The organism is Vibrio sp. SCSIO 43133 (genome assembly GCF_023716845.1).
GTDB classification, from domain to species: domain Bacteria; phylum Pseudomonadota; class Gammaproteobacteria; order Enterobacterales; family Vibrionaceae; genus Vibrio; species Vibrio mediterranei.
The window spans coordinates 447,187-472,314 of the sequence record NZ_CP068024.1 but is presented as its reverse complement, the minus strand read 5'-3'; the positions used below and the strand labels follow the sequence as shown (position 1 = coordinate 472,314).

20 protein-coding genes are annotated in these 25,128 nt (G+C 45.9%); 13 read left to right on the top strand and 7 right to left on the bottom strand.

Translation table 11 applies throughout. The features are described from left to right. Positions 1 to 67 precede the first annotated feature (67 nt). From JKJ11_RS02445 to JKJ11_RS02405, 9 genes are read left to right on the top strand one after another with little or no spacing between them, the layout of a single operon-like run. The gene (locus tag JKJ11_RS02445) at positions 68 to 1,054 is read left to right on the top strand and encodes an ABC transporter permease (RefSeq protein ID WP_006075062.1); all 987 of its coding nucleotides are present in this window, start codon (positions 68 to 70) and stop codon (positions 1,052 to 1,054) included. Between the two features lie 2 nt (positions 1,055 to 1,056). Next, positions 1,057 to 2,082: an ABC transporter permease gene (locus JKJ11_RS02440; RefSeq protein ID WP_006075061.1), complete on the top strand. Its 1,026-nt coding sequence runs from the start codon at positions 1,057 to 1,059 to the stop codon at positions 2,080 to 2,082. Positions 2,083 to 2,084: 2 nt separating this feature from the next. Continuing rightward, on the top strand, positions 2,085 to 3,074 hold the full coding sequence (locus tag JKJ11_RS02435; protein ID WP_252038697.1) for an ABC transporter ATP-binding protein: 990 nt from the start codon (positions 2,085 to 2,087) through the stop codon (positions 3,072 to 3,074). Between the two features lie 52 nt (positions 3,075 to 3,126). Beyond that, complete coding sequence (locus JKJ11_RS02430; protein WP_031494295.1) at positions 3,127 to 4,119, top strand: ABC transporter ATP-binding protein; 993 nt, start codon at positions 3,127 to 3,129, stop codon at positions 4,117 to 4,119. A 53-nt stretch (positions 4,120 to 4,172) separates the two neighbouring features. Continuing rightward, complete coding sequence (locus tag JKJ11_RS02425; protein WP_252038696.1) at positions 4,173 to 5,894, top strand: glycoside hydrolase family 9 protein; 1,722 nt, start codon at positions 4,173 to 4,175, stop codon at positions 5,892 to 5,894. Next, positions 5,887 to 6,765: a glucosamine kinase nucleotide-binding domain-containing protein gene (locus JKJ11_RS02420; RefSeq protein ID WP_198557292.1), complete on the top strand. Its 879-nt coding sequence runs from the start codon at positions 5,887 to 5,889 to the stop codon at positions 6,763 to 6,765. Before JKJ11_RS02425 ends, JKJ11_RS02420 begins: the two co-directional genes overlap by 8 nt. Before the next feature lie 9 nt (positions 6,766 to 6,774). Continuing rightward, on the top strand, positions 6,775 to 8,745 hold the full coding sequence (locus JKJ11_RS02415) for a beta-N-acetylhexosaminidase (RefSeq protein ID WP_252038695.1): 1,971 nt from the start codon (positions 6,775 to 6,777) through the stop codon (positions 8,743 to 8,745). A gap of 21 nt (positions 8,746 to 8,766) precedes the next feature. Next, the gene (locus tag JKJ11_RS02410; RefSeq protein WP_239920159.1) at positions 8,767 to 11,172 is read left to right on the top strand and encodes a glycoside hydrolase family 94 protein; all 2,406 of its coding nucleotides are present in this window, start codon (positions 8,767 to 8,769) and stop codon (positions 11,170 to 11,172) included. Positions 11,173 to 11,232: 60 nt separating this feature from the next. Further along, positions 11,233 to 12,645 (top strand): phosphoglucomutase/phosphomannomutase family protein, encoded by a 1,413-nt coding sequence (locus JKJ11_RS02405; RefSeq protein WP_239920158.1) that lies wholly within the window; start codon positions 11,233 to 11,235, stop codon positions 12,643 to 12,645. A 209-nt stretch (positions 12,646 to 12,854) separates the two neighbouring features. Here JKJ11_RS02405 and JKJ11_RS02400 read toward each other — a convergent pair whose 3' ends face one another. The 6 genes from JKJ11_RS02400 to JKJ11_RS02375 form a co-directional block, all read right to left on the bottom strand. After that, positions 12,855 to 13,886: an ABC transporter ATP-binding protein gene (locus JKJ11_RS02400; RefSeq protein WP_252038694.1), complete on the bottom strand. Its 1,032-nt coding sequence runs from the start codon at positions 13,884 to 13,886 to the stop codon at positions 12,855 to 12,857. Further along, positions 13,886 to 15,511, bottom strand: coding sequence for an ABC transporter permease (locus JKJ11_RS02395; protein WP_038229083.1), 1,626 nt, complete (start codon positions 15,509 to 15,511; stop codon positions 13,886 to 13,888). The genes JKJ11_RS02400 and JKJ11_RS02395 overlap by 1 nt, the downstream gene beginning before the upstream one ends. Positions 15,512 to 15,594: 83 nt before the next feature. Continuing rightward, on the bottom strand, positions 15,595 to 16,605 hold the full coding sequence (locus tag JKJ11_RS02390; RefSeq protein ID WP_038229082.1) for a Fe(3+) ABC transporter substrate-binding protein: 1,011 nt from the start codon (positions 16,603 to 16,605) through the stop codon (positions 15,595 to 15,597). Positions 16,606 to 16,741: 136 nt separating this feature from the next. Next, positions 16,742 to 17,971 (bottom strand): ammonium transporter AmtB, encoded by a 1,230-nt coding sequence (locus tag JKJ11_RS02385; RefSeq protein ID WP_038229081.1) that lies wholly within the window; start codon positions 17,969 to 17,971, stop codon positions 16,742 to 16,744. Between the two features lie 18 nt (positions 17,972 to 17,989). After that, positions 17,990 to 18,328, bottom strand: a complete 339-nt coding sequence (locus JKJ11_RS02380) for a P-II family nitrogen regulator (protein WP_038229080.1) — start codon at positions 18,326 to 18,328, stop codon at positions 17,990 to 17,992. Between the two features lie 207 nt (positions 18,329 to 18,535). Continuing rightward, positions 18,536 to 18,907 carry a YacL family protein gene (locus JKJ11_RS02375; RefSeq protein WP_031494037.1) on the bottom strand — a complete coding sequence of 124 codons (372 nt, stop codon included), beginning with the start codon at positions 18,905 to 18,907 and terminating at the stop codon, positions 18,536 to 18,538. Between the two features lie 93 nt (positions 18,908 to 19,000). Here JKJ11_RS02375 and JKJ11_RS02370 point away from each other — a divergent pair, with 93 nt between their 5' ends. The 3 genes from JKJ11_RS02370 to JKJ11_RS02360 all read left to right on the top strand — a co-directional run bounded on the left by JKJ11_RS02370 (position 19,001) and on the right by JKJ11_RS02360 (position 22,719). Continuing rightward, positions 19,001 to 20,143, top strand: a complete 1,143-nt coding sequence (locus JKJ11_RS02370; RefSeq protein ID WP_107306340.1) for a sugar diacid recognition domain-containing protein — start codon at positions 19,001 to 19,003, stop codon at positions 20,141 to 20,143. A gap of 161 nt (positions 20,144 to 20,304) precedes the next feature. Next, positions 20,305 to 21,570, top strand: coding sequence for a GntP family permease (locus JKJ11_RS02365; RefSeq protein ID WP_031495021.1), 1,266 nt, complete (start codon positions 20,305 to 20,307; stop codon positions 21,568 to 21,570). Positions 21,571 to 21,579: 9 nt separating this feature from the next. Further along, positions 21,580 to 22,719, top strand: coding sequence for a glycerate kinase (locus JKJ11_RS02360; protein ID WP_252038693.1), 1,140 nt, complete (start codon positions 21,580 to 21,582; stop codon positions 22,717 to 22,719). Between the two features lie 88 nt (positions 22,720 to 22,807). Here the strand turns inward: JKJ11_RS02360 and JKJ11_RS02355 are convergent, their stop codons facing one another. Then, the gene (locus JKJ11_RS02355) at positions 22,808 to 23,947 is read right to left on the bottom strand and encodes an arginase family protein (RefSeq protein WP_006075617.1); all 1,140 of its coding nucleotides are present in this window, start codon (positions 23,945 to 23,947) and stop codon (positions 22,808 to 22,810) included. 113 nt (positions 23,948 to 24,060) lie between these two features. On the opposite strand from JKJ11_RS02355, the gene JKJ11_RS02350 reads away from it, so the two are divergent. Then, a complete protein-coding gene (locus JKJ11_RS02350; protein WP_006075618.1) occupies positions 24,061 to 25,113 on the top strand; it encodes an AraC family transcriptional regulator in 1,053 nt (350 codons plus the stop codon). Positions 25,114 to 25,128 lie beyond the last annotated feature (15 nt).

Genomic DNA, 25,128 nt, shown 5'->3' with positions numbered 1-25,128 from the left:
TTGCTCGTCTCTAATTTGGAGGCGGCGTAGCCAGCCAAGGAAAAGCTGGGTAATTAAGGTGTGAGTTATGGGTTATTTTTTAAGACGTTTGTCATTATATGCAGTAGCACTATTAGTTGCGGCTACTATCAACTTTATTATTCCAAGGGCGATGCCGGGCGATCCGGTCACTATGATGTTCGCCCATACAACGGTGCAAATTACACCGGAGCGTATTGCAGCAATGAGAGAGCTGCTGGGCTTTGTTGACGGTAATTTATTCGTTCAATATCTAACGTACATGAAGAACATTTTAAGTTGGGAGCTTGGTGTTTCGGTTCAGTTCTTCCCATTAACAGTTAGTGAGCTGTTAGGCGGCGCATTCGGTTGGTCACTGTTTCTGGCGGGCACCGCTGTCGTGATGTCTTTCTCTATCGGCTCGGTTCTTGGCATTTTCGCAGCTTGGAAGCGCGGTTCTCGTTTCGACACATTCGTTACCCCTGGAATGCTCATTATTCAGGCGATTCCACCTGTGGTTATTGCCATGTTAGCTATGTTCATCTTTGCGATAGGCCTGAAATGGTTTCCTACGGGCTATGCGTATACCCCAGGCACCATTCCTGAGTGGACAAGCTGGGCATTTATCAAAGATATGCTTTATCACGCAGCGCTTCCCCTATTCTGCGCCACAATCATTCAAATCGGCGGCTTTCTAGTGAACATGCGTAACAACATGATCAACTTGTTGGGAGAAGACTACATCACCATGGCTCGCGGTAAGGGCTTAAGTGAAAACCGCGTAGTATTCAACTACGCAGCGCGTAACGCGCTCCTACCAAGTGTCACCGCGCTTTCCATGGCGTTAGGTATGGCGATTGGTGGTCAGTTAATTGTCGAAATAATCTTCAACTATCCAGGGCTTGGCAGTGTCATGCTAAATGCGATTCATGCTCGTGACTACCAAGTACTGCAAGGACAACTTCTTATTATGACGCTCTTTATGCTGTTCTTTAACTTAGCTGCAGACATGTTGTATGTCGTGCTAGACCCACGTCTACGCAAAGGAGGCAAATAGTCATGAAAGGTTTTCTCTCTTTAGTTTGGCGTAACACCACTGCGCGTATCGGACTTATCATCATCGGCTTATTTATGTTTGTGGCCATTGCCGCACCTCTAGTCACCAAACATGCACCAGACAAGCGTACGGGTAACCCTCACGAATACCCATCAGCGGTGGTTAAGTTAGCACAAGCTAACCCAGACGGCTGGGTAGCGCAAAATCTAGCGGATGATCGTAGAACGTTACTCATGTCGAAAAAGGCAGATCATGTATTGGGAACCACACGTATGGGGCGTGATGTATGGTCTCAAGTAGCTTACGGCGCTCGCGTATCACTGATGGTGGGTTTTAGTGCTGGCCTAATCGTATGCGTGTTAGCCACGGTAATCGGAATTTCCGCGGGTTACTTTGGCGGCCGTGTTGATAGTGTACTGACCTCGGCAATGAACATCATGCTGGTGATTCCGCCCTGGCCTCTTCTCTTTGTTGTTGCCGCTTTCGTTGGTGAGGCGGGGCCAATGACCATCGCGGTCGTTATTGCCTCCATCTCTTGGGCATGGGGAGCAAGGGTTATTCGTGCACAAACCTTATCGCTGCGAGAGAAAGAGTTTGTAAAAGCGGCTGAAGTACTTGGTGAATCACGACTACGCATCATTTTTGTTGAGCTGCTACCAAACCTAATCTCAATTGTTGGTGCAAGTTTCATCGGCTCAGTGTCTTACGCCATCTTGATGGAAGCCATTATCTCTTTCTTGGGAATGGGCGATCCAAACACCATCAGCTGGGGCATCATGCTTTATAACGTTCAAACTTCCTCAGCCATGCTGATTGGCGCATGGTGGGAAATTCTAGCTCCATGTATCGCGTTGACTCTTCTTGTTACCGGCTTAGCACTGCTTAACTTTGCCGTTGATGAAATTGCCAACCCGCAACTTCGTTCTCACAAAGGCCTTAAACGCTGGAAGAAAATCGCAGAACAAGACAAACAGGAACGCGAAGTACAAGTCGCGCCACAAAATGCACTTTGGAGCGGAGATCGTTAATCATGTCAGAACCACTAATTTCAGTCCGCAATTTGTGCGTAGATTACATCACTGAGGCAGGCGATGTTCGAGCGTGCAACAATGTTAGTTTCGATATCGCTAAAGGCGAAGTGTTTGGTCTTGCTGGGGAATCTGGTTGTGGCAAATCAACCGTTGCCTTCTCACTAATGCGCTTGCACAAGCCGCCCGCGTTTATTTCAGGTGGAGAAGTGATCTTCAATGGCGAAGATATCCTTCAATACAGTGATGATCGTATGCAAACTTTCCGCTGGAGCCAAATGTCTATGGTGTTCCAAAGCGCCATGAATGCTTTGAACCCTGTACTGACCATGGAAGAGCAGTTCTGTGACGTTATTATGCGCCATACCAATATGACTCGTGAACAGGCCGTAAGACGTGCTCAAGGCTTATTGGAGATTGTTGATATTCATCCAAGCCGTCTAAACGACTACCCGCACCAGTTTTCTGGTGGTATGCGTCAGCGCTTAGTGATTGCGATTGCTCTCGCCCTCAACCCGAAAATGATCATCATGGATGAGCCAACCACTGCGCTTGATGTGGTTGTACAGCGTGAGATTCTGCAAAAGATCTATGCCCTCAAAGAGGAGTTTGGATTTTCGATCTTGTTCATCACTCACGACATTTCACTCATGGTGGAGTTCTCAGATCGCATTGGGATCATGTATTCCGGTGAGCTTATTGAAGTCGCCCCTTCACAACAGATTTTAGATTCACCTTACCATCCGTACACAAAAGGGCTGGGAAGTTCATTCCCTCCTTTAACAGGTCCTAAAACCAAGTTAACGGGCATTCCAGGTAATCCACTAAACCTGTTGGAGATTCCACAAGGTTGTCGCTTCCAAGCACGGTGCGATCGTGTCCATGAAACATGTACCCGCGTGCCAACGAAGTTACGCCAAATTGAACCGAACCGTTTTTCTAACTGCCACTTATATGGCGACACCATCGCTGTATCGCAAGAGTTGTCATAAGCAACCAGCAACGAACTGAGCAAGTTATACAAGGAATTTCTGGAGAAACATTATGAGCAACTATGGTGAACTGCTGATTGAAGGCAAAAATGTTGTCAAAGATTTCGCAATAAACAGTAATACGCTAAAACAACCAATGATGCGTGCTATCAATGACGTCTCATTCAAAATGTACAAAAGTCGCGGCCTTGCGGTGGTTGGTGAGTCAGGCTCTGGCAAATCAACAACGGCAAAAATGATCGCCAAAATGTATGCCCCAAGTGGTGGTGAAATTAAATATCGCGGCCGTGATATTCAAGAGATCAAAGCGCGCAGTGAGTTGATGAAATACCGCGAAGGCGTGCAGATGGTATGGCAAGATCCGTTTGGTTCATTAAACCCAACACACACGATCTTTCATCATATTGCACGTCCATTGCTGATCCATAACAAGGTGTCGAAAAGCAACAAAAAAGAGCTAGAAGAGCGAGTATACGATCTGCTCGATCAAGTGGGTTTAATTCCACCTAAAGAAACCGCAGCCAAATACCCTCACCAGCTTTCAGGTGGTCAAAGGCAGCGTGTTAACTTAGCGAGGAATATTGCGGTTGGAGCAGAAGTTGTCCTGGCTGATGAGCCAACTTCTATGCTCGATGTCTCGATTCGCGCTGGCGTTCTCAACCTGATGGAAGAGATGAAGTTTGAGAAACAAATGTCATTGCTTTACATCACTCACGATATCGCAACCGCTCGCTATATCGCAGAAGATATCTCGGTGATGTACGTCGGCCATATGGTGGAATGGGGCGATACCGATGAGGTCATAGCCAACCCTCAACATCCCTACACCCAACTTCTTGTTTCTGCGGTACCGGATCCGAAGAAATCTATTCATGAGAAGTTGGAAGGTAATAAAGGCGAGATTCCACTCTGGACACCAGCCTCCGTTGGTTGCCCATTTGCGGGTCGATGCAAACACGCAACCAGTAAATGTACGGAAGCCTTGCCGCCGGTGACCAAACTCGCCGACAACCATTTTGTACGTTGTTATCTCTACGAAAACTAATTAAATGCTCCTGTAATGGGAGCGCTTCTTCTCGACAGGTGAATGAAAAAACGATGCAATTGCTCACTAATCATATTGGCTATCAGGTAAACAATGCGAAACGCGCAGTGTTGATGTGTACTGATCCACATCATCCAGTGACGACTGCATATTTAGTTGATGCGTATTCTGAAAACACCGTTCTAGAGCTCACACTCGAAGGCGGACAATCTGTCGACAACTGGCATTGTGGAGTGTTTTTTACTATCGACTTCAGTCAGTATCAGCAGGCGGGACGTTACTACCTTCGCTACCAGTCCGTTCGCTCTCATGATTTTGTTATTGAAGAACATAACCTATTAACGCGCAGTTTTTCAGATGTCATTCATTATTTCAAATCTCAACGCTGCGGTGGACAATTCGATGAACACGATAAGCAGGCGCGTATTATCGGCAGCGATGAAACCGCCGATGTGCACGGTGGTTGGTATGATGCTTCTGGAGATGTCAGTAAATATCTAAGCCACCTTTCCTACGCGAATTACCTCAATCCACAGCAAACTCCAATGGTGGTTTGGAATATGCTGAAAGCGGACGATCTCCTGCTTGCACAACAAGACGCCCCACACTTTGTGCGTGCACGTTTACAAGAGGAAGCGCTTTATGGCGCCGAGTTTCTTGCTCGCATGCAACATAGCGACGGTTACTTTTACATGACCGTATTTGATAAGTGGAGCAAAGATGTCGAACAGCGCGATATCTGTGCCTACGAGACTCAATTAGGTCACAAGAAACAAGACTATCAAGCGGGTTTTAGACAAGGTGCTGGCATCGCTATTGCCGCTCTTGCCAAAGCAAGCCAATCTGAGTCGGCCACCTCTTCTCAAGCAACGCATTTTATTGAGATAGCCCGAAAAGGCTATTGGCACTTACAACAACATAATACGCAATACCTCAACGACGGCATTACTAATATCATTGATGAGTACTGTGCACTGCTGGCAACGGTCGAGCTTTATAAAGCGAGTAGTGAAGACCTTTATTTAGATCAAGCGAGAATCTGGGCGGACTCATTAGCATTGCGAGCCAAAGCCGACGACAACTACGACTTTTTCTGGTCTATTGACAGCGATGGTTCTCGACCGTTTTACCACGCTGCTGAAGCTGGATTACCTGTCATTGCATTAGCAGAATATCTGGCTATTGAAACTAACCTTGAACGTCAACAACGTTTCGCGCAATTAGTCACACAAGCCTGTCAATTTGAACTAACAGTAACCGCTGAACTATTTAACCCCTTTAGCTACCCAAGACAGTATGTAAAAGGTGTTGATGAGCCGAAACGCTCTGCCTTTTTCATTCCACATAACAACGAATCTGGATATTGGTGGCAAGGTGAAAATGCCCGTATTGCTTCTCTCGCATCCATGGCTTTGATTGCCAAGGACGTAGCCTCGGACAGTTCATTAAAGCAACAGCTAGAGAGCTATGCTACTCACTGCCTCGACTGGATATTAGGGTTGAACCCCTATGACATGTGTATGTTAGACGGTTACGGTTTTAATAACCCCGATTATCTACCGCAGCTAGGATTTTTCAATGCCCATGGCGGTATCTGTAACGGCATTACTGGCGGCTTTGACGATGAACGAGATATTGCATTTAACCCCAGAAATCAAAAAGACGACATGCTGCAAAACTGGCGTTGGGGTGAGCAGTGGATTCCTCATGCTGCATGGTATCTGTTGGCCGTGGCACTAAAGCATAGCGATAGCAAAGGTGAGCATCATGGCTAGATTCATCGCGGGGATCGACGGGGGCGGCACCTCGTGTCGCGCCAGAGTTCTAGATAAAGATGGCACGATTATCGGTGAAGGCAAAAGTGGTAGCGCCAATATCATGTTGGGGGCTGAGGTTGCTTTAACCTCAATCATCGAAGCGATCTCCATTGCGCTGACACAAGGTGGTTTGGATAACTCCTACTTTAACCAAGTCGACGTGGGTCTAGCACTAGCAGGCGCAGAGCATAAAGCCAGTTACCTCGCTTTACTATCAGCCCCGCATCCATTTGCCAGTATCACTCTAAATACCGACGGCTACGGTGCATGTTTGGGCGCTCATGAAGGCAAAGATGGCGCCATCATGATAGCGGGCACAGGCTCTGTTGGTCTGTTTATTTCAGGTACAACGCAGCACGTCGTTGGTGGGCGCGAGTTTCCGATTTCTGACCAAGGAGGCGGCGCTATCATGGGGCTAAGGTTGATTCAAGATGTGTTGCTTATTCAAGACGGTATTTTGGATTCCTCTCCTTTGGCCGACATCGTAATGACGCATTTTAACAATGACATTGACAATATTGTTGAATGGTCAAAGACCGCCTTGCCTAGAGATTACGGTCAGTTTTCACCACAGATTTTTGAGTATGCCTATCTCAATGATCCTCTTGCAAAAAAATTACTGATGCAAACCGCCAGTGATATTGAGATGTTTCTTACCGCCTTGCATCAACGTGGGGCAGAAAACATCTGTTTAATGGGCAGTATTGCCGAACGTATTTTTGATTGGTTATCGCCAGCAGCGCAACGTTGGATAGTGTCTCCAAAAGGAGATGCAATGGACGGTGCGTTGATGATGGCAGGACAGCCAAGTCACAATCTTTACGATTGAGGTATATCTATGGACTTTCGTATCGACTTAGCAGTGATTGAAATCTTACCCAAAGGCAGCCGTTTTGGGCTTACACTGCACAATCTCTCTGAAAAAAGCGTGGCTAATTGGCAACTCAATTTTGCTTTCGACAGGCATATTGAGAAAACCAGTTTATCTCATGGAACGCTGAAGCAAGTAGGCAGCCTATGCTCTTTATCGATAAACAACACACCACTTTATGCCAACAACCACTGCTACGTAGAGTTTGCTATTTCTACATCACCATTCAAACTGCTCTCTGATGGCATAAAAGAAGCGTACCTAACCACAGATTCCGGTACGCAATGCACCGTATCTGTGTCACCTATTGTGTTGAAAGAAGCGATCGACCAACCAACTGAAGTACCTAGCGTCAAAGCAGCAAGACATAAGCTTATTCCAGAGCCGATGTCAGCTAACTTTAATAATGGTGTCTATGAGCTAACTCGTTATAGTCAGATAACCGTCGACAATGGTGAGTTTCAATCTGCTGCCAATTGGTTAGCCGAAGAAGTAACTCGCTTGTTCAGTATCGAATCCAAGTCTATTGGTCAGCAAGATATTCATTTTAGACACTCACCAGTACTGGATTCTGAAGAATATAAGCTGATCGTCAATGATAACGGTGTGGTCATTGAGTCAACCGGTCAGTCTGGCTTTATCTATGGTGCAGCGACCTTAATTCAATTGATGGATTTTGATGCGGCGCGCCATACTCTCTACATTCCTTTCTGCCAAATTCATGATAAACCTCGTTTTGCTTATCGTGGAATGATGATAGACAGTGCGCGTAGCTTCCAATCAGTTGAAGACATCAAACGCCTTATCAATCTGTTTGCTCATTATAAATTGAATACCTTCCATTGGCATTTAACGGATGATGAAGGGTGGCGTGTTGAAATAAAAGCGCTACCTGAGCTCACTGAGATTGGCGCTTGGCGAGGCCCAAGTGAAACCCTTGAGGCTCAGTTTCATCATATCAATCAGTGTTATGGCGGATTTTATAGCCAAGAAGAGATTAGGGACGTCGTCGCATTTGCCGCACAACGCGGCATCCAAGTGATTCCAGAAATCGATATTCCAGGCCACTGCCGTGCCGCCATCAAGTCATTGCCACATATGCTGGTTGATCCTGATGACCGCTCTATCTACCGCAGTGTCCAACATTACAACGACAATACGCTGTCGCCAGGTATCGATGGCACCTATCACTTTCTTGATATCGTCTTAGAAGAGATTAGCGAGCTATTCCCTGCTCCTTACGTTCATATTGGTGCAGATGAAGTGCCTGTGGGTGTTTGGGAGAAAAGCCCAAGTTGCCAAGCTTTAATGGAGACTCACGGCTACAGCAGCTCTAAAGAGCTGCAAGGTCATTTACTCCGTTACGCTGAAGACAAACTGAAGTCTCTGGGTAAACGCATGCTGGGCTGGGAAGAAGCACACTTTGGACACAAAGTTAGCAAAGACACGGTCATATACTCGTGGCTAAGCGAAGAAGCAGCTATTAACTGCGCCAAACTCGGCTATGACGTCGTACTGCAGCCGGGTCAAACCACCTATCTGGATATGGCACAAGATCACTGCCCAACAGAGCCTGGTGTTGATTGGGCAAACGTCATCACACTGGAGCAAGCTTACCTATATGAACCTCTCTCTGAGCTGAGCTCTGATGACCCAATCAAAAAACGGATACTAGGCATGCAAGCTGCGCTGTGGACTGAAATAGTCAGCCACCAGCAACGCCTAGATTACATGATATTCCCCCGACTACTCGCTCTAGCAGAGACTGCTTGGTGTCCAGAGAATCGAAAAAACTACAGCGCATTTTTAGCAAGACTGAAAGCTCACCTTAGCTTGTTGCAACGCCAAGGTGTTCAATATCGCGATCCTTGGACTCAGATCGAGGAAACTGAAAACGCGCATCTCCAGACGAACAACAATAACAACGATAGAATTTAATTTCCCCATAAGGATATAGACATGCAATACGGCTACTTTGACAACGAGAATCGTGAATACGTCATCACTCGTCCCGATGCTCCTGCGCCATGGACCAATTACCTTGGTACTGAAAAATTCTGTACTGTGATTTCTCATAATGCCGGTGGCTACTCGTTCTACAACTCACCAGAATACAATCGAGTCACCAAATTCAGACCAAATGCAAGCTTTGACCGCCCAGGGCACTATGTGTACCTACGCGATGATGAAACCGGAGACTACTGGTCCATCTCTTGGCAGCCTGTAGCAAAGAGTCTCGACGAGGCTCAATATGAGGTTCGTCACGGTCTTTCTTACTCGAAATTTAAATGTGACTATGCGGGAATAGAGGCAACCAAAACCTTGTTTGTTCCTAAGGGTGAAGATGCTGAGATTTGGGATGTTGTCATTCGTAATACCAGTAATAAGCCTCGCACTATCAGTGCCTTTTCTTTTGTTGAGTTCTCATTCAGTCATATCGCCTCTGATAACCAAAACCACCAGATGTCACTTTACTCAGCAGGCACCGATTATAACGATGGTGTGATTGAGTATGACTTGTTCTACAACACCAACGATTTTGAAGGCTTCTACTATCTAGCATCAACCTTTGAACCCGATAGCTACGATGGTCAAAGAGATAATTTCCTTGGTGCTTACCGAGATGAATCGAACCCTATTGCCGTTGAACAAGGACGTTGTTCGAATCATACGCAAACCTGTTATAACCATTGCGGTTCCCTGCATAAACAATTCACTATTCAGCCAGGAGAAGAGGTTCGTTTCGCTTACATTCTAGGTATTGGCAAGGGCAACGGGGCCAGACTTCGCGCTAAATATCAAAACCTATCTGAAGTGGATAGTGCCTTTGAGGCCATCAAGGCTCACTGGGAGACACGCTGCGCGAAATTCCAAGTCAGCTCTCCGAATGAAGGCTTAGATACCATGTTGAATACTTGGACTCTGTACCAAGCTGAAACCTGTGTGGTTTGGTCTCGCTTTGCTTCATTTATCGAGGTGGGAGGTCGCACTGGCTTGGGGTACCGAGATACGGCTCAAGACGCTATGGCCGTCCCTCACTCTGCTCCTGAAATGACTAAAAAACGCATTGTCGATCTGCTTCGTGGCCAAGTTAAGGCTGGCTATGGCTTGCACCTGTTCGATCCTGATTGGTTCGATCCAGAAAAAGCGGACGTTAAACCTTCTAAATCACCGACGGTAGTACCAACACCTAGTGATGAAGATAAGATCCACGGTATCGCAGATACCTGTTCTGATGACCACCTATGGTTAGTGCCAACTATCTGCCGCTATGTGATGGAAACTGGTGAAATGGACTTCTTCAATGACGTCATACCTTACGCAGATGGTGGTGATGCCACTGTGTATGAGCATATGAAGGCAGCGCTTGATTTCACAGACAAACATGTTGGTGCTACTGGTATTGCAAAAGGTCTGCGTGCCGATTGGAACGACTGCCTCAACTTAGGCGGAGGAGAATCCTCCATGGTGGCATTCCTTCACTACTGGGCGCTGCAAGAGTTTGTCGACTTAGCTCGTAAATTGGGGCAACTTGACGATGTGGCGCACTATGGGCAGATGGCGAAAAAAGTTCAAGATGCCTGCGAGACTCACCTTTGGGATGAGGATGGTGGTTGGTACATCCGTGGTATTACCAAAAATGGCGATAAAGTCGGAACCAACGAACAGACCGAAGGCAAGGTTCATTTAGAATCAAACACTTGGGCGGTAGTATCGGGTGCTGTCTCCGAAGAACGTGGTAAGAAAGCCATGGACGCGGTCGATGAATATCTCTACTCCGATTATGGCTTACATCTCAACGCACCATCTTTCGCCACTCCGAACGACGATATTGGCTTCGTTACTCGGGTTTACCAAGGAGTAAAAGAGAACGGGGCAATATTCTCTCACCCTAATCCATGGGCTTGGGTCGCCGAAGCTAAGTTAGGACGCGGTGATCAAGCGATGAAGTTCTATGACGCTCTAAATCCGTATAACCAGAATGACATGATTGAAACTCGAGTTACCGAACCGTACTCCTATGTGCAGTTTATTATGGGACGTGACCATCAGGATCATGGCCGCGCCAATCATCCATGGTTAACCGGTACCTCAGGATGGGCTTACTTTGCCGCGACTAATTACATCCTTGGGGTTCGCTTAAGCTTTGACGGTCTTATCGTTGACCCATGCATTCCAACAAGCTGGCCTGAGTTTGACGTCACTCGAGAATGGCAAGGCGCAACTTACCATATCAAAGTTACCAACCCCAACCATGTCAGCAAAGGCGTCACAAGTATCACCTTAAACGGTGACGATATTGAAGGTGCTATTCCTGCACAACCTGCGGGTAGCGTTAACCAAGTCAACGTTGTTCTCGGCTAATCAAAACCCTGAGTTGACCATAATAATGAGCCCTGCGGGGCTCTTCTCAAGGAGCAATGTATGATCAAATTTGGAACAGGCGGGTGGCGCGCTTTTATTGGTGAAGAGTTCACTCGTGATAACGTCAAACTGGTAGCGCAAGCGCTGGCTAACATCATCAATGATGAAAACGTCGCAGAACGAGGATTTATCATCGGCTATGACCGACGTTTTTTATCGGACAAAGCGGGCCGCTGGTTTGCCGAAGTGCTAGCCGCGAACCAAATCCCAGTGCACTTTATCAATAAGTTTGTGCCAACGCCTATCGTTATGTTTAAAGCCAAGAGCATGAACTGCGCTTACTCGGCTTGCATCACCGCATCTCACAACCCTGCTGATTACAACGGCATTAAAGTATTTATTGAAGGTGGTCGCGATGCCGATGAAGTGATTACTGAAAAGATAGAGTCTCAAATCGCGACCTTAACTACTACGGAGGTCAAATCTATCGACTTCGAGCACGCCGTGGACAAACAACAGATCATCGAAATAAACCCAATGAACGAGTTTGTCGATTCAATCATTGAGCTTATTGATATTGAATCCATTAAAAAAGCTAATCTACGCGTGTTGATCGACCCTATGTTTGGCGTAGCCAAAAATGCACTACAAACTGTACTGATTAATGGTCGCTGTGATGTCGATGTGATTAACGATGGGAAGAACCCTGATTTCGGTGGGCTTATGCCATCCCCTAGTGCTGCAACCCTATATCGCCTGAAACACTTGGTGGCAGCAGAAGGGTACGATATTGGTATTGGTACTGATGGCGACGCTGATCGCTTAGGGATTATTGATGAAAAAGGTAATTTTATTCACCCTAATGAAGTCTTAATGCTGCTTTATTACTACCTTCTTGAATACAAAGGTTGGAAAGGCTCAGTAGTGCGTAACATCGCCACAACCCACTTACTCGATAAAATCGCACAGAGTTATGGTGAAAAGAGCTTTGAGGTTCCCGTAGGCTTTAAGCACATCAGTGCCCAAATGGAGGCAGACGACTCATTAATCGGCGGTGAAAGCTCCGGCGGTTTAACCATTCGTGGCCATATCAAAGGTAAGGATGGCGTGTTTGCTTCTAGCTTATTGGTGGAGATGCTTAGTGTCACCAACAAAAAGCTCTCTGAACTACTTGATGAGATCTATAGCAAATACGGTTATGCCTACACGGCAGAAGGTGATTGCACCTTCAAGCCGGCTCAAAAGGACAGCCTTTACCATAAGATTTATGTCGAAAAGTCTCTGCCTGAGTTCGATTATGAGGTAGAGAAAGTCAGCTACTCCGATGGAGCAAAAGTTTACTTCAAAAACGGTGGTTGGGTCATTGCTCGCTTTTCTGGTACCGAGCCACTATTGCGTATTTTTTGTGAGATGGAAGATAAAGCGCAAGCAGAATATGTTCTTCAGCAGATGAAAGACTTCTTGTCTTTATAGTCTCTGCGTCCGCGTCTTCTTACCGTATATTGGGTTGAGTCACCTTTCAATCCAAGTAAATAGTGAGAAGCTCCCTATAGGTGAAGAACATTTTGCCCGGTGACTGTCGCCGGGCTTTTTTGTACCTAGTCATTGGGGATGCCACTTTATTGCAAGAGAGTGACCTTTCGTGCGTATTTGAGCAGAGCAAATGAACTACACTTGAGTAATTAGGCAAAAGCCACAATACCTTGTGACTCTACGCTCACAGCCACGTTCTGGCCGACATCCAAGGCTTCCATCGAAGTACCCAATACCTTAGTACCCTCAATTTCTACCACATAGCGACAATGATCACCCATGAAGTGCTGCTCAAGAATAGCGATCGAGCTGCTATCTGAGGCCCTTAACTGAACGTGCTGCGGTCGAACAAGCAACTGGCATTTTGCTCCCTGATCAATCAAGGTGCATGACGATGCTTCTATCTGACCAATGGCCGTATTAAATGTAGAGCCTGACAAGTACGTTGCGGCTAGATAGCTTCCGCCACCTAAAAAGTCAGCAACGAACTTGCTCGATGGACAGAAATACAGCTCTGATGCTGTACCGTACTGCTCAATCACACCTTGGTTCATCACCGCCATTTTATCGGCAAACGCAAACGCTTCTTCTCGACTGTGAGTCACAAAGATGGCTGTTACACCCTGCTTTTTGAAAATCTTGCGGATCTCTCGAATCAGCTCATGTCGTACTTGTGTATCGATATTAGAAAATGGTTCATCGAGCAGAAGTAGATCGGGTTTATAAGCTAAACTACGAGCAATGGCGACACGCTGCTGTTGTCCACCCGATAGTTGATGAGGATAACGATCACTAAACTGATCCAAATGAACCAACGTCAGCATCTCCTCGACAATCGCATCTTGTTCTTGCTTAGCCATGCCCTTTAGACCAAAGGCTACATTTTGAGCTACGGTTAAGTGAGGAAATAGCGCATAATCTTGAAAGATCATACCGATATTACGCTGCTCTGGCGCTAGCCATGTCTCACCATTGTCGATCACGCGCTCACCAAGCGTCATCACACCTTGAGAAAGAGGCAATAAACCTGCCACCGCTTTAAGTAGCGTGGTCTTTCCGCAACCACTCGCGCCCAACAAGCAAACAATTTCACCTTGTTCAACCTGAAGCGATAAGGACTCTAAAATCGTCTGACCATCATATTGGCAAGATAGGTTTTTGATAGACAAAGCCGTAGTCATTAGTGATTTTGCTCCAGTGAACGGTTAACAATAATAAGAGGTAGTAGGCCGACCAACACTAACAATACCGCTGGCATCGCGGCAAGTTCTAAGTGCTCGTCAGAAGCAAAGTTGTACACGTAAGTAGCCAGAGTCTCGAAATTGAAAGGACGCAATAACAGGGCTGCATTAAGTTCTTTCATGGATTCAATAAACACCAGTAAACCAGCGATCAACACGCCCCGTTTGATAAGCGGCAAATGCACTCGAAGCAACATTTGGTTCTTCTTACATCCCATAGTGCGTGAAGCCATATCAAGAGACGGCGATACCTTACTTAAACTGGTTTCAATACTACCGATAGCAACGGCAGAAAAGCGCACCACCATTGCAAAAACAAGTGCAAACATGGAACCAGAGAAAATCAATCCAGGGCGTTGCCAATCCATCCATTTAGCAAAATCGTTGACGCTGTGGTCCATAAATAACACGGTGACCATAACCCCAATCGCCAAGACGGTTCCCGGTACGGCATAGCCAAGCGAAGAAGCGCGCATAAAGACCACACTTTTTCTATTTGGTGCAAGCCTACGATAGAAGTTCACGACGATAGCAACAAAGACACCAATAATCGCTGCCATCAATGACACTTTAAGGCTATTCATGGCATAGGTCTGAAATTCTTCGGTCCAGCTTTGCGCAAAATACTTGTAGGCGTAAATCATCAACTGACCAAGCGGCAAGATAAATGCAATCGACACTAAGCCCCAACACCAGAACAGCGCTAACCATTTTTTCCAGCCCGATAGTTCATAGCGAAAATCTTCGTGACTGTTGTATTGGCTTTGAAATAGCTTTTGCTTACGTCGACTATAGCGTTCAGCGCCGAGTAACAACACGATCACCACCATCATCATGGCCGAGATCTTCGCAGCAGCACTTAAATTAGAATACCCCAACCAAGTATCGTAAACCGCCGTGGTTAAAGTACTCACGGCAAAATAGCTCACGGTACCAAAATCGCCTATGGTCTCCATCGCCACTAATGACAAACCAACGGCGATCGATGGTCTAGCAAGTGGTAATGAAATGCGCCAAAAGCTTGCCAACGGAGAACACTTTAACAGACGTGCCGATTGCAACAGTGAGACGTTCTGCTCCATAAATGCCGCGCGGCACAGCAGATAGACATAAGGATACAGTACTAGCGACAAGACAACTGTAGCACCTCCAACGGTGCGAATATCAGGAAACCAGTAATCCCCTGCTTGCCAGCTAAAGACATCTCGTAGCCATATTTGGATGGGACCAGCAAAGTCAAACCAATCGGTAAAAATATAGCCAATGATATACCCTGGCATGGCAAGTGGTAGCACTAAAGCCCACTGCAACACTTTTTCACTTGGCAGTTTGCACATAGCCATCAGCCATGCACTAGGGACCCCCAGAAACAAAGAGAGTACCAAGACACCAGCAACCAATTTGACCGTATTTGAGATGTAGGTGGGCATCACCGTCGCAAGGAGGTGTGAGAAGAGATCACTTGATTCACCAAGTGCCGTGTAGAAGATCGCTAAAATAGGCAAAACCAGTAGCAGAGTTATCACTCCACTACTGGTTTTCCAAACATCATTTTTTTCTTTCATTGCCTAAACATACAGCAGGCGACACGAAGTCGGAAGTTCTTAACCAGAATAACAAAGGGGGTATTATACCCCCTTTCTATCGATTATAGGTCGAACTTAACTTCGTCTAACAATTTGATTGCAGCACTGTGATATTCGGCAATCTCATCGAGCGAAATTTTATCTGCTTTGAAATCACCCCATGATGCCACAAGCTCAGAACGCTTAACGCCTTCTTTTACTGGGTACTCATAGTTAACTTCTGCATACATTTGCTGAGCTTTGTCGCCTGTTAAGAACTCCATTAGCTTCAATGCGTTGTCTTTGTTTGGCGAGTATTTCGCCATCGCCATACCACTGATATTTACGTGAGTACCCGTTGTGTTTTGGTTCGGGAAGTTAATGTATACCGCATCAGCCCAAGCTTTTTGCTCTTTGTCATTAACCATCTTACCTAGGTAGTAGCTGTTACCTAGAGATACGTCACACAGGCCTTCGCTGATCGCTTTCACTTGAGCGCGGTCATTGCCTTGTGGTTTGCGTGCTAGGTTAGCTTTTACGCCTTCTAGCCACTCTTTTGTCTCCGCTTCACCGTGGTGAGCAATCATAGAAGACACAAGAGATACGTTGTAAGGATGCTTACCGCTACGAGTACAGATTTTGCCTTTGTACTCAGCGTTTGCTAGGTCGATATAATCAAAATCATTACCTAGTTTGCCTACGCGGTCACGAGAAGAGTATACGTTACGAGTACGCAGTGTTAATGCAAACCACTCATTCTCTTTATCGCGGTACTGAGCAGGAACGTTAGCGTTGATTACGTCACTATCTACCGCTTGAACTACATCCTTGTCAGTCAATTCCGCTAGACGGCTAATATCTGTTGTTAACACTACGTCAGCCGGGCTGTATTCGCCCTCTTGCTGAAGTTTTTCTGCCAGACCTTTCTTAGCAAACTTTACGTTTACTTTAATGCCCGTTTCTTTAGTGAACTCGTTAAACATAGGCTCAACAAGGAAAGGTTGGCGGTAAGAGTAAACGTTGACTTCTTCAGCGGCCATCGCTGGTGCTGCAAAGCTAGCTGCAATTGCTGAAAGAGTTAGCAGTTTTTTCATCGTTTTAGTTCCTTTAATTCATAATGAGAACGTTTATCAGTTGCGTTATTATATTCATATTAATTCTGAAAACAATGATCTGATATAAAAAAACCTGCCATAAAAGGCAGGTTTTGATTAAGTTTGTAACAAAACATTACTTAACACTAACAAACTCAGGATAAGCACCTACACCACAATCGTGCATGTCCATACCCTCTAATTCTTCTTCTTCTGTTACACGAATACCGATTGTCGCTTTCAGCACTGCCCAGACAGCAAGACTTGCCGCGAACACCCAACCGAAGATAACTGCTGCGCCTAAAAGCTGAGCACCAAACGTTGCATCGCCGTTGCTCAGTGGCACTACCATTAGGCCGAAGAAACCACACACACCGTGAACAGAGATAGCACCAACTGGATCATCAATCTTAAGCTTGTCTAGGCCAATGATGCTGAATACGACTAGCGCACCGCCTACTGCACCTATAGCTACTGAGTATACAGGTGAAGGAGATAGAGGATCAGCAGTGATAGCAACAAGACCCGCTAACGCACCATTGAGAATCATAGTTAAGTCAGCTTTACCCCACGTTGTTTTGCACACTAGCATTGCTGCAATGGCACCCGCTGCCGCTGCTGCGTTAGTGTTAAGGAAGATTTGACCTACTGCTGTCGCGTTCTCAAAATCTGAAACCATTAATTGAGAGCCACCGTTGAAGCCGAACCAGCCTAACCATAGGATAAACGTACCTAGAGTAGCTAAAGGCATATTTGAACCTGGAATTGGGTAGATTTCACCATTCTTGCCGTACTTGCCTTTACGAGCACCTAGCAACAGAACACCAGCTAATGCAGCCGCTGCACCCGCCATATGAACGATACCTGAGCCAGCAAAGTCACTAAAGCCTGCTTCTGATAGGAAACCACCACCCCAAGTCCAATAACCTTCCATAGGATAAATAAATGCCGTTAGTACGACAGAGAAGATAAGGAAAGACCAAAGCTTCATACGCTCAGCAACCGCACCGGATACCACTGACATTGCTGTTGCTACGAAAACAACTTGGAAGAAGAAGTCCGACTCTAGAGAGTGGTCTGCACCTTCACCTTGAGTACCGATTAGCGCACCAAACGATGGTAGCCAGCCACCTTCGCCATTGTCCACATACATAATGTTGTAACCCACAATGAGATAACAAGTACATGCGATAGCGTACAAACAAAAGTTTTTGGTTAAAATTTCAGTGGTGTTTTTTGAGCGAACTAGGCCAGCCTCTAACATGGCAAAGCCTGCCGCCATCCACATTACGAGCGCGCCTGAAATAAGAAAGTAAAAAGTGTCTAGCGCATAACGCAGTTCGCTGACTGTTGTTGCTAATTCCATAATATGTTCTCCAATCCCTTAAAGTGCTTCAGCATCCATTTCGCCCGTACGAATACGTACTGCTTGGGCTAGGTCGTACACAAATATTTTTCCGTCGCCAATCTTGCCGGTTTGAGCCGCATTAGTGATAGCTTCTATAACTCGGTCTACGTTGTCTGCGTGCGTTGCAATTTCCAGCTTCACTTTCGGTAGAAAGTCCACTTGATACTCTGCACCGCGATATAATTCTGTGTGACCTTTCTGACGACCAAATCCTTTGACCTCAGAAACTGTCATCCCTTCAATGCCTACATCTGCAAGTGCTTCTCTTACATCATCCAGCTTGAATGGTTTAATGATTGCGTTAATAAGTTTCATGGCATCCCCTTCGCCTTTTTATCCCTGTTGCTTAAAACAGCAATCAAGGTGCGTGCCAACTTTTTAACCTATTGAAATATAAGAATTCTAGTTTTGTATGTTATAAAAATGAAAATACCTTGCACTTTATTGGTGCAAGGTATTCACAAAAATAATGCGTTAAATGTTATTAGCACTAAGAATGTGCAAAATAACCGTATTATCCACTTAGCGATTATGTATAAAGCGCTCCCACTGCTCGATAACAGACAAGAAATCCTCCAAACCACACTCACTGTAGCTTTCACTTTCATACAGTGAAAACTCTTCTTCGGACTCCGTTAACGTCTCAAAAGCTAACGTATTTTCATACACATGGACTTCAGACTCGAGAATACTCAAAGAAATCTCTTTGCCCTGCCACTTGTGTTCATTACCAGAAAATTGTGACGCTTTCGATAGCAGTGCTTTTATTTCCATGATGGTGCGGTCGTCGGTACTAACTTCTTCTTGAAGTAATCTAGCGATCACTTCTTGACCCATTTCGCACTTCACCAGATATTCACCAGTGAAACTGTTTTTAATAAACTCGAATTCCATCACTTTTTCTCTCTGTAAACTCGCGCCGATTATACCTCAGAATCACTAGCAATCAGGTATACTCAACAACAATTCCTTAGAAGAGCCAATACAATGCAACTTAACTCTCTCATTGCTAAGCAAATTGTTGATCGTGCAAAAAAGATCATTGCCTACTCCATTAACGTTATGGATGAAAATGGCGTGATCATTGGCTCAAGCGATCCTAGTCGACTGCATCAAACACACGAAGGTGCACTGTTGGCCATTCGTGATAACCGCACGATTGAGATCAATGACTCTGTTGCCTCCACTCTTTCTGGCGTAAAAACTGGTATTAACCTCCCTATTATTTACAGCGAACATGTTATTGGCGTAGTGGGTATTTCTGGGACACCGGAAGAGGTAAGAAGCTACGGTGAACTGGTTAAAATGACGGCTGAGCTGATCGTCGAACAAGCGGCATTAATGTCTCAGGTCCAATGGAATAAACGTCATAGGGAAGAGCTGCTGCTACAACTTATCGAAGGCTCGAGCTTGAATGATGGCCAGTTGCTCTCCATTGCCCAAAGGCTGGACCTCGATCTTTCCCAGCCAAGAGTCGCCACTGTTATTAAAGTAATTCCACGCGCAGGCGAACCAGTCACACTAGAACACTTACAGAAACTGGTTCATCTATTGGAACACCCGGAGCGCGACAATATAGTCGGTATTGCTTCAGTTTCTATGAATGAGATCGTGGTTCTTAAGCCCGTGACTATTGTTAATCACACTTGGAATCGTAAAGAAGAGCAGAAGCGAGTCGCTAAACTGGTAAAACGCATCGACAATGAGTGTGACTTTTCGATTCAAATGGCGATTGGTGATTATTTTCCGGGGCTAATCGGCCTTGCGCGCTCATATGAAACGGCCAAAGCAACGATAGAGAGTAGTACCAGTAATGATGATGCTGTCATGTTCTATCAAGATCGCAAACTTTCGGTACTGGTCAGCAGTATCAAACAAGACCCATGGCGAGCTACTCAGCTTAAAGCACCCATCGAGAAATTAATGGCAGCCGACAGCAAACAGGTCCTATTGAAAACCCTGAGCACCTTTTTTGCTCAAAATTGCGATCTGGCTCAAACTTGTGAATCCCTCCATATTCATCGTAACACTTTGCGATACCGCCTAGACAAAATACAACAAGAAACAAATTTAGATATCAATAAGTTAGATGACAAAATCCAGCTTTATCTTGCGTTAAAATGTTTGTAAACATTACGTTAATTTGTGCATTTGCACAAGTTATCTATTACCTACAATGATAAATTCGTCAGTTCGCATAAAGAAAATCCTCGCCTGAATAGCTAATCTTCCGCTCATAAAGGGTGCAAACACCCAATAAAAAAATTATTAAATTAGCGGAAAACTAAACCATGATTGAAGTCTCTACCTTAGGCGCACTCGCAGCTCTTGTTGTTGCCATTGCCCTTATTCTCAAAAAAGTTCCACCAGCTTATGGCATGATCATCGGTGCCCTGATCGGCGGTGTTGTAGGTGGCGTGTCATTAACCGATACGGTTGCTCTAATGATTGGCGGTGCACAAGGCATTGTTACTGCTGTATTGCGTATTCTTGCTGCTGGTGTTCTTGCTGGCGTTCTAATTGAATCAGGGGCGGCAACCTCTATCGCAGAGACCATCGTTAAGAAAGTCGGTGAGACTCGCGCCCTTCTTGCTCTGGCTATCGCCACCATGATTCTGACTGCCGTTGGCGTATTCGTCGATGTTGCAGTTATTACCGTTTCTCCAATTGCTCTTGCCATTGCTCGCCGCGCGGACATCTCTAAAACAGCAATTTTGCTTGCTATGGTTGGCGGCGGTAAAGCCGGTAACGTCATGTCACCTAACCCAAACTCAATTGCAGCAGCTGACGCTTTCAACGTTCCACTAACTTCGGTGATGGCTGCAGGTGTGATTCCAGGACTTTGCGGCATGATCTTCGCTTACTTCCTCGCGAAAAAGCTCGTCAACAAAGGCTCTAAAGTAGCAGAAAGCGAAGTGGTTGCTGTTGATCACTCTAGACTACCGTCATTTGGCGCATCGATTGTTGCTCCACTTGTGGCGATCGCTCTACTTTCTCTTCGCCCTATTGCTGGTATTAACGTAGACCCGCTTATCGCGCTTCCATTAGGTGGTTTACTTGGTGCCGTGGTCATGGGTCGTTTTGCTGACACTAACCATTTTGCCGTTTCCGGTCTATCACGTATGGCACCTGTCGCAGTTATGTTATTAGGTACCGGTACCTTAGCTGGCATTATTGCTAACTCTGGTCTGAAAGATGTACTTATCGATTCCTTAACAGCATCGGGCCTTCCTTCTTATCTATTAGCACCAATTTCAGGTGCAATGATGGCGCTTGCTACCGCTTCTACTACAGCCGGTACCGCCGTTGCGTCTAGTGTATTTAGTTCCACAATTCTTGAACTTGGTGTTCCAGCATTAGCCGGTGCAGCCATGATTCACTCAGGTGCTACCGTATTGGATCACATGCCACACGGTAGTTTCTTCCACGCCACTGGTGGCGCTGTGCATATGGATATTCGCGAGCGTCTCAAACTCATTCCTTACGAGTCTGCGGTTGGTCTAGTGATCGCCTTTGTCTCTGTAATGATCTTTGGTGTGTTCGGTCTATTTGTATAAGGTCCTATTATGAAAATTATTATTGCTCCAGATTCATACAAAGAAAGCTTAACGGCCATGGAAGTTGCCGAAGCGATCGAAACCGGTTTTAAGAAAATCTTTGCCGATGCTGAATACGTCAAACTTCCAATGGCGGACGGCGGTGAAGGTACGGTTCAGTCATTGGTTGATGCTACTGAAGGATCGATTGTTACTTGCCAAGTTACTGGCCCCTTAGGTCAGCAAGTTGAAGGCTTCTATGGCCTTATGGGAGATGGTTCAACAGCTATTATTGAAATGGCTGCGGCGTCAGGCCTACATCTGGTTGAACCTGAGCTACGCAACCCGCTTGTTACCACAACTTATGGAACTGGCGAATTAATCAAAGCGGCGCTAGAGCACGGTGTGAAGCACATTATTGTTGGTATTGGCGGCAGCGCTACCAATGACGGTGGCATAGGTATGGCGCAGGCTCTTGGTGCTAAATTGCTGGACCAACAAGGTAATGAACTTGGCTTTGGCGGTGGAGAACTCAATAAGCTAGCCAGCATTGACCTATCAGGCCTTGATGCTCGCCTGAAAGACATCCACTTGGAAGTCGCGTGCGACGTTGATAATCCTCTGTGTGGTCCTAAAGGCGCCTCGCACGTGTTTGGTCCACAAAAAGGCGCAACACCAGAGATCGTGGCAACCCTCGATAGCAACCTTGCGCATTATGCCAGTGTCATCAAAGCTACTAACGGTCGTGATGTCATTGATACCGCAGGCGCCGGTGCTGCTGGTGGCCTCGGTGCAGCGCTACTTGGTTTGTTTGATGCATCACTGCGTCCAGGTATCCAAATTGTGATGGATGCGGTGAACCTAAGCGAAGTGGTAAAAGACGCCGATCTTGTGATTACAGGTGAAGGCCGAATTGACAGCCAAACTATTCATGGTAAAACGCCTATCGGTGTGGCACGTACTGCGAAGCAATACGACATTCCTGTGATAGCCATTGCAGGTAGCACAGCAAAAGACTGCGCAGTGGTTCACGAACACGGTATTGATGCAGCGTACAGCGTAGTACTAGGTGCGACTGACCTACCAACCGCCTTAAAAGAAGCGGCGTTCAACGTTGAAATGACCTCTCGTAATATTGCAGCGGCAATGGCGATGAACTTCAGCAAATAATCCGCTTTAGAAACACAAAATGCCCACTCAATTGAGTGGGCATTTTTTATTATCATTCCTACCTTCGCGTTAAGCGCAAGAAATGCTATTAGAACTCGATGTTACGACCGAAGCTCATTGGCCATTCTGTTGGGTTTTTCTTACCTTCGCGGATGTGGCGACATTCAGCTAGCCATACTAGAAGCTCCCAACCGAATGCAGCAGTAAGCAGCGCATCTTTCTCGTCAGAGTTTTTCTGAGGCGCAAACTCGGCAATATCAGCGCCCACTAAGTTAATGCGCTTAGTCGCGCGAAGTTTACGGAAGATGTCGTAATACATGCGAGCAGAAACACCAAATGGATCTGGGCTTGAGTTTGCACTGTGATCAAGAAGATCTAGGCCATCTAAGTCAAAGGTTAGGTACACCGGACGACCGTCACCTTGTTTCTCAAGGATCTGTTCTACAATGTAATCCACGCCTAAATCGTAAATTTCATCAGCCAAGTAGAAGTTACCGCCAATCGCCTTCGCTTTGCCTTGTTGAGATGCACACCAGCGACCGCGCATACCCATGCTGACACTGGTCGTTGGGTCGATAGCACCTTCTGATGCTAGGCGGCAATACCAGTTACCTGAATATGACTCGTAATCAAAGTCTGCGCGAGTGAGCAAGTCAAAGTGACCATCAATATGAATAAGTGAAACCGGACCGTGCACTTTCGCAAGTGCCGCAGGCCCTGGGTAAGCAACGGTATGGTCGCCACCAAAGAAGAATGGAGTACAGCCGTGGTTGATCACCATGTCATCAACCACTTTCTGCGCATTGCGCATTTCTTCATCTAAGTTGAACTGACCAAGGCCATCCCAGTTTCCGTAATCGATGATGTTACATAGTTCAAATGGCATCGTGCCATCTTGGTGAATAAGGCCCATACCAGTTTTAGAGGCATCACGAATCGCACCAGGACCAAATTTATGACCACCAGCATTTGGTGAACACTTATCCATGGTCAAGCCATACATAACAATGTCCGCGTTTTCAAAGCTGTTCACATAAGGTGCGCCAAATGCACCAACATGCTCTTTACCCAGTAAACTGAATGCTTCTACACCTTGTTCCGCCATACGCTGCTGCATTGGAGCGATGTCTTCATTGATATAAAAGTCTGCATCCGACTTATTCCAATAAATATCTTGGTAAAGTTCGAGTTTCTCTTTTGAAATTTCTACACGTTTTGGCTTGAACATATTATTGTCCTCATTGTTTTTTCTGCTTTTCAGCGATGTCTATATTGTATCCACTCACCTCGCTTACTATAATTACATTTCCGGCCAATGAGATTACATTTCAGGACAACAACATGAGCTCACTACATCAGCAGCAGTTTTTGCAAGCCATTGTTGGCCACTGGGAATCATTACTCAGAGATTTGGCGAAACAGCCACTGGCTATCGATCCGTTTCTTCGCCGCGCTAAAATCAGACGTATTAGCTATGGTCATTATGAATTGATGACGACTCAACAAGTGCTGACGTTAATGAAATTGTCCATGGAACAGTTGAACATCGATGGTATCGGATTACGCATCGCAAGTAGGCTTACCATTGAAGACACCGGAGCTTTGGGCTTTGCCATGCTAGGCTGTAAGACACTTAAGCAGCTATTAGAAACGATCATTCATATACCCTGGATGACCAGTGACTATGTGGATATTCGTATTGCCTACGACCGAGAATATGCCTATATCACTGCCGAAGATCGTTCCGCATTTTGGACGCCGCAGCCCTACACTATCGAAGACAGCATTGGTCATTACTACCTTGGAATAAAAAAGCTCTTGGGAGAGCAATTTGATAAAGATAAAGTCTCAATTTCCCTTAGTTATGCCGCGCCAAGTTATAAACACCTCTATCACCAGTATTTAGGTATCATGCCGACCTTCAACGCAGCGAGTAATCAAATTAGGCTCCCCATTGAGTGGATCGATATGCCCATCTCTGCGAATGAATCCTTAGTCGCCAATATCGCAGCGAAGCACAGTGCGGAGATGAACCAGCAATCACGAGCCAGCACCAGTTGCGATCAGATAAGAATGCGCCTGTACGCTCTTCTCTCTTCCGGAGTACCCACCATGGAACAAATGGCTGAAGATTTAGGCTTCACCGCAAGAACCTTACGACGACGACTTCATGATGAAGGTAAAACTTACAAACAACTCGTGCTCGACGTTCGAATGCAAATGGCCAATGAGTATTTACTGAAGACTTCATTATCGTTATCCGATATTGCCAACCTCCTCGACTATCACTCGGCACCACCGTTTATTCGTGCGTTCAAAGCTTATCATCAGGTTTCGCCTTCACAATTCAAGCTAGAAACGAAAAAAGCCCAGTCCGAGGGAGACTGGGCATAAAATCAAGTGCGTCTG

Excerpts from the sequence above, each read along its gene's own strand:
- JKJ11_RS02410 (WP_239920159.1), top strand. The coding sequence starts at position 8,767 with ATGCAATACGGCTACTTTGACAACGAGAATCGTGAATACGTCATCACT.
- JKJ11_RS02375 (WP_031494037.1), bottom strand. The coding sequence starts at position 18,907 with ATGGAATTCGAGTTTATTAAAAACAGTTTCACTGGTGAATATCTGGTG.
- JKJ11_RS02440 (WP_006075061.1), top strand. The coding sequence starts at position 1,057 with ATGAAAGGTTTTCTCTCTTTAGTTTGGCGTAACACCACTGCGCGTATC.
- JKJ11_RS02425 (WP_252038696.1), top strand. The coding sequence starts at position 4,173 with ATGCAATTGCTCACTAATCATATTGGCTATCAGGTAAACAATGCGAAA.
- JKJ11_RS02370 (WP_107306340.1), top strand. The coding sequence starts at position 19,001 with ATGCAACTTAACTCTCTCATTGCTAAGCAAATTGTTGATCGTGCAAAA.
- JKJ11_RS02350 (WP_006075618.1), top strand. The coding sequence starts at position 24,061 with ATGAGCTCACTACATCAGCAGCAGTTTTTGCAAGCCATTGTTGGCCAC.
- JKJ11_RS02420 (WP_198557292.1), top strand. The coding sequence starts at position 5,887 with ATGGCTAGATTCATCGCGGGGATCGACGGGGGCGGCACCTCGTGTCGC.
- JKJ11_RS02385 (WP_038229081.1), bottom strand. The coding sequence starts at position 17,971 with ATGGAATTAGCAACAACAGTCAGCGAACTGCGTTATGCGCTAGACACT.
- JKJ11_RS02405 (WP_239920158.1), top strand. The coding sequence starts at position 11,233 with ATGATCAAATTTGGAACAGGCGGGTGGCGCGCTTTTATTGGTGAAGAG.
- JKJ11_RS02415 (WP_252038695.1), top strand. The coding sequence starts at position 6,775 with ATGGACTTTCGTATCGACTTAGCAGTGATTGAAATCTTACCCAAAGGC.
- JKJ11_RS02360 (WP_252038693.1), top strand. The coding sequence starts at position 21,580 with ATGAAAATTATTATTGCTCCAGATTCATACAAAGAAAGCTTAACGGCC.
- JKJ11_RS02380 (WP_038229080.1), bottom strand. The coding sequence starts at position 18,328 with ATGAAACTTATTAACGCAATCATTAAACCATTCAAGCTGGATGATGTA.
- JKJ11_RS02435 (WP_252038697.1), top strand. The coding sequence starts at position 2,085 with ATGTCAGAACCACTAATTTCAGTCCGCAATTTGTGCGTAGATTACATC.
- JKJ11_RS02365 (WP_031495021.1), top strand. The coding sequence starts at position 20,305 with ATGATTGAAGTCTCTACCTTAGGCGCACTCGCAGCTCTTGTTGTTGCC.
- JKJ11_RS02445 (WP_006075062.1), top strand. The coding sequence starts at position 68 with ATGGGTTATTTTTTAAGACGTTTGTCATTATATGCAGTAGCACTATTA.
- JKJ11_RS02395 (WP_038229083.1), bottom strand. The coding sequence starts at position 15,511 with ATGAAAGAAAAAAATGATGTTTGGAAAACCAGTAGTGGAGTGATAACT.
- JKJ11_RS02355 (WP_006075617.1), bottom strand. The coding sequence starts at position 23,947 with ATGTTCAAGCCAAAACGTGTAGAAATTTCAAAAGAGAAACTCGAACTT.
- JKJ11_RS02390 (WP_038229082.1), bottom strand. The coding sequence starts at position 16,605 with ATGAAAAAACTGCTAACTCTTTCAGCAATTGCAGCTAGCTTTGCAGCA.
- JKJ11_RS02430 (WP_031494295.1), top strand. The coding sequence starts at position 3,127 with ATGAGCAACTATGGTGAACTGCTGATTGAAGGCAAAAATGTTGTCAAA.
- JKJ11_RS02400 (WP_252038694.1), bottom strand. The coding sequence starts at position 13,886 with ATGACTACGGCTTTGTCTATCAAAAACCTATCTTGCCAATATGATGGT.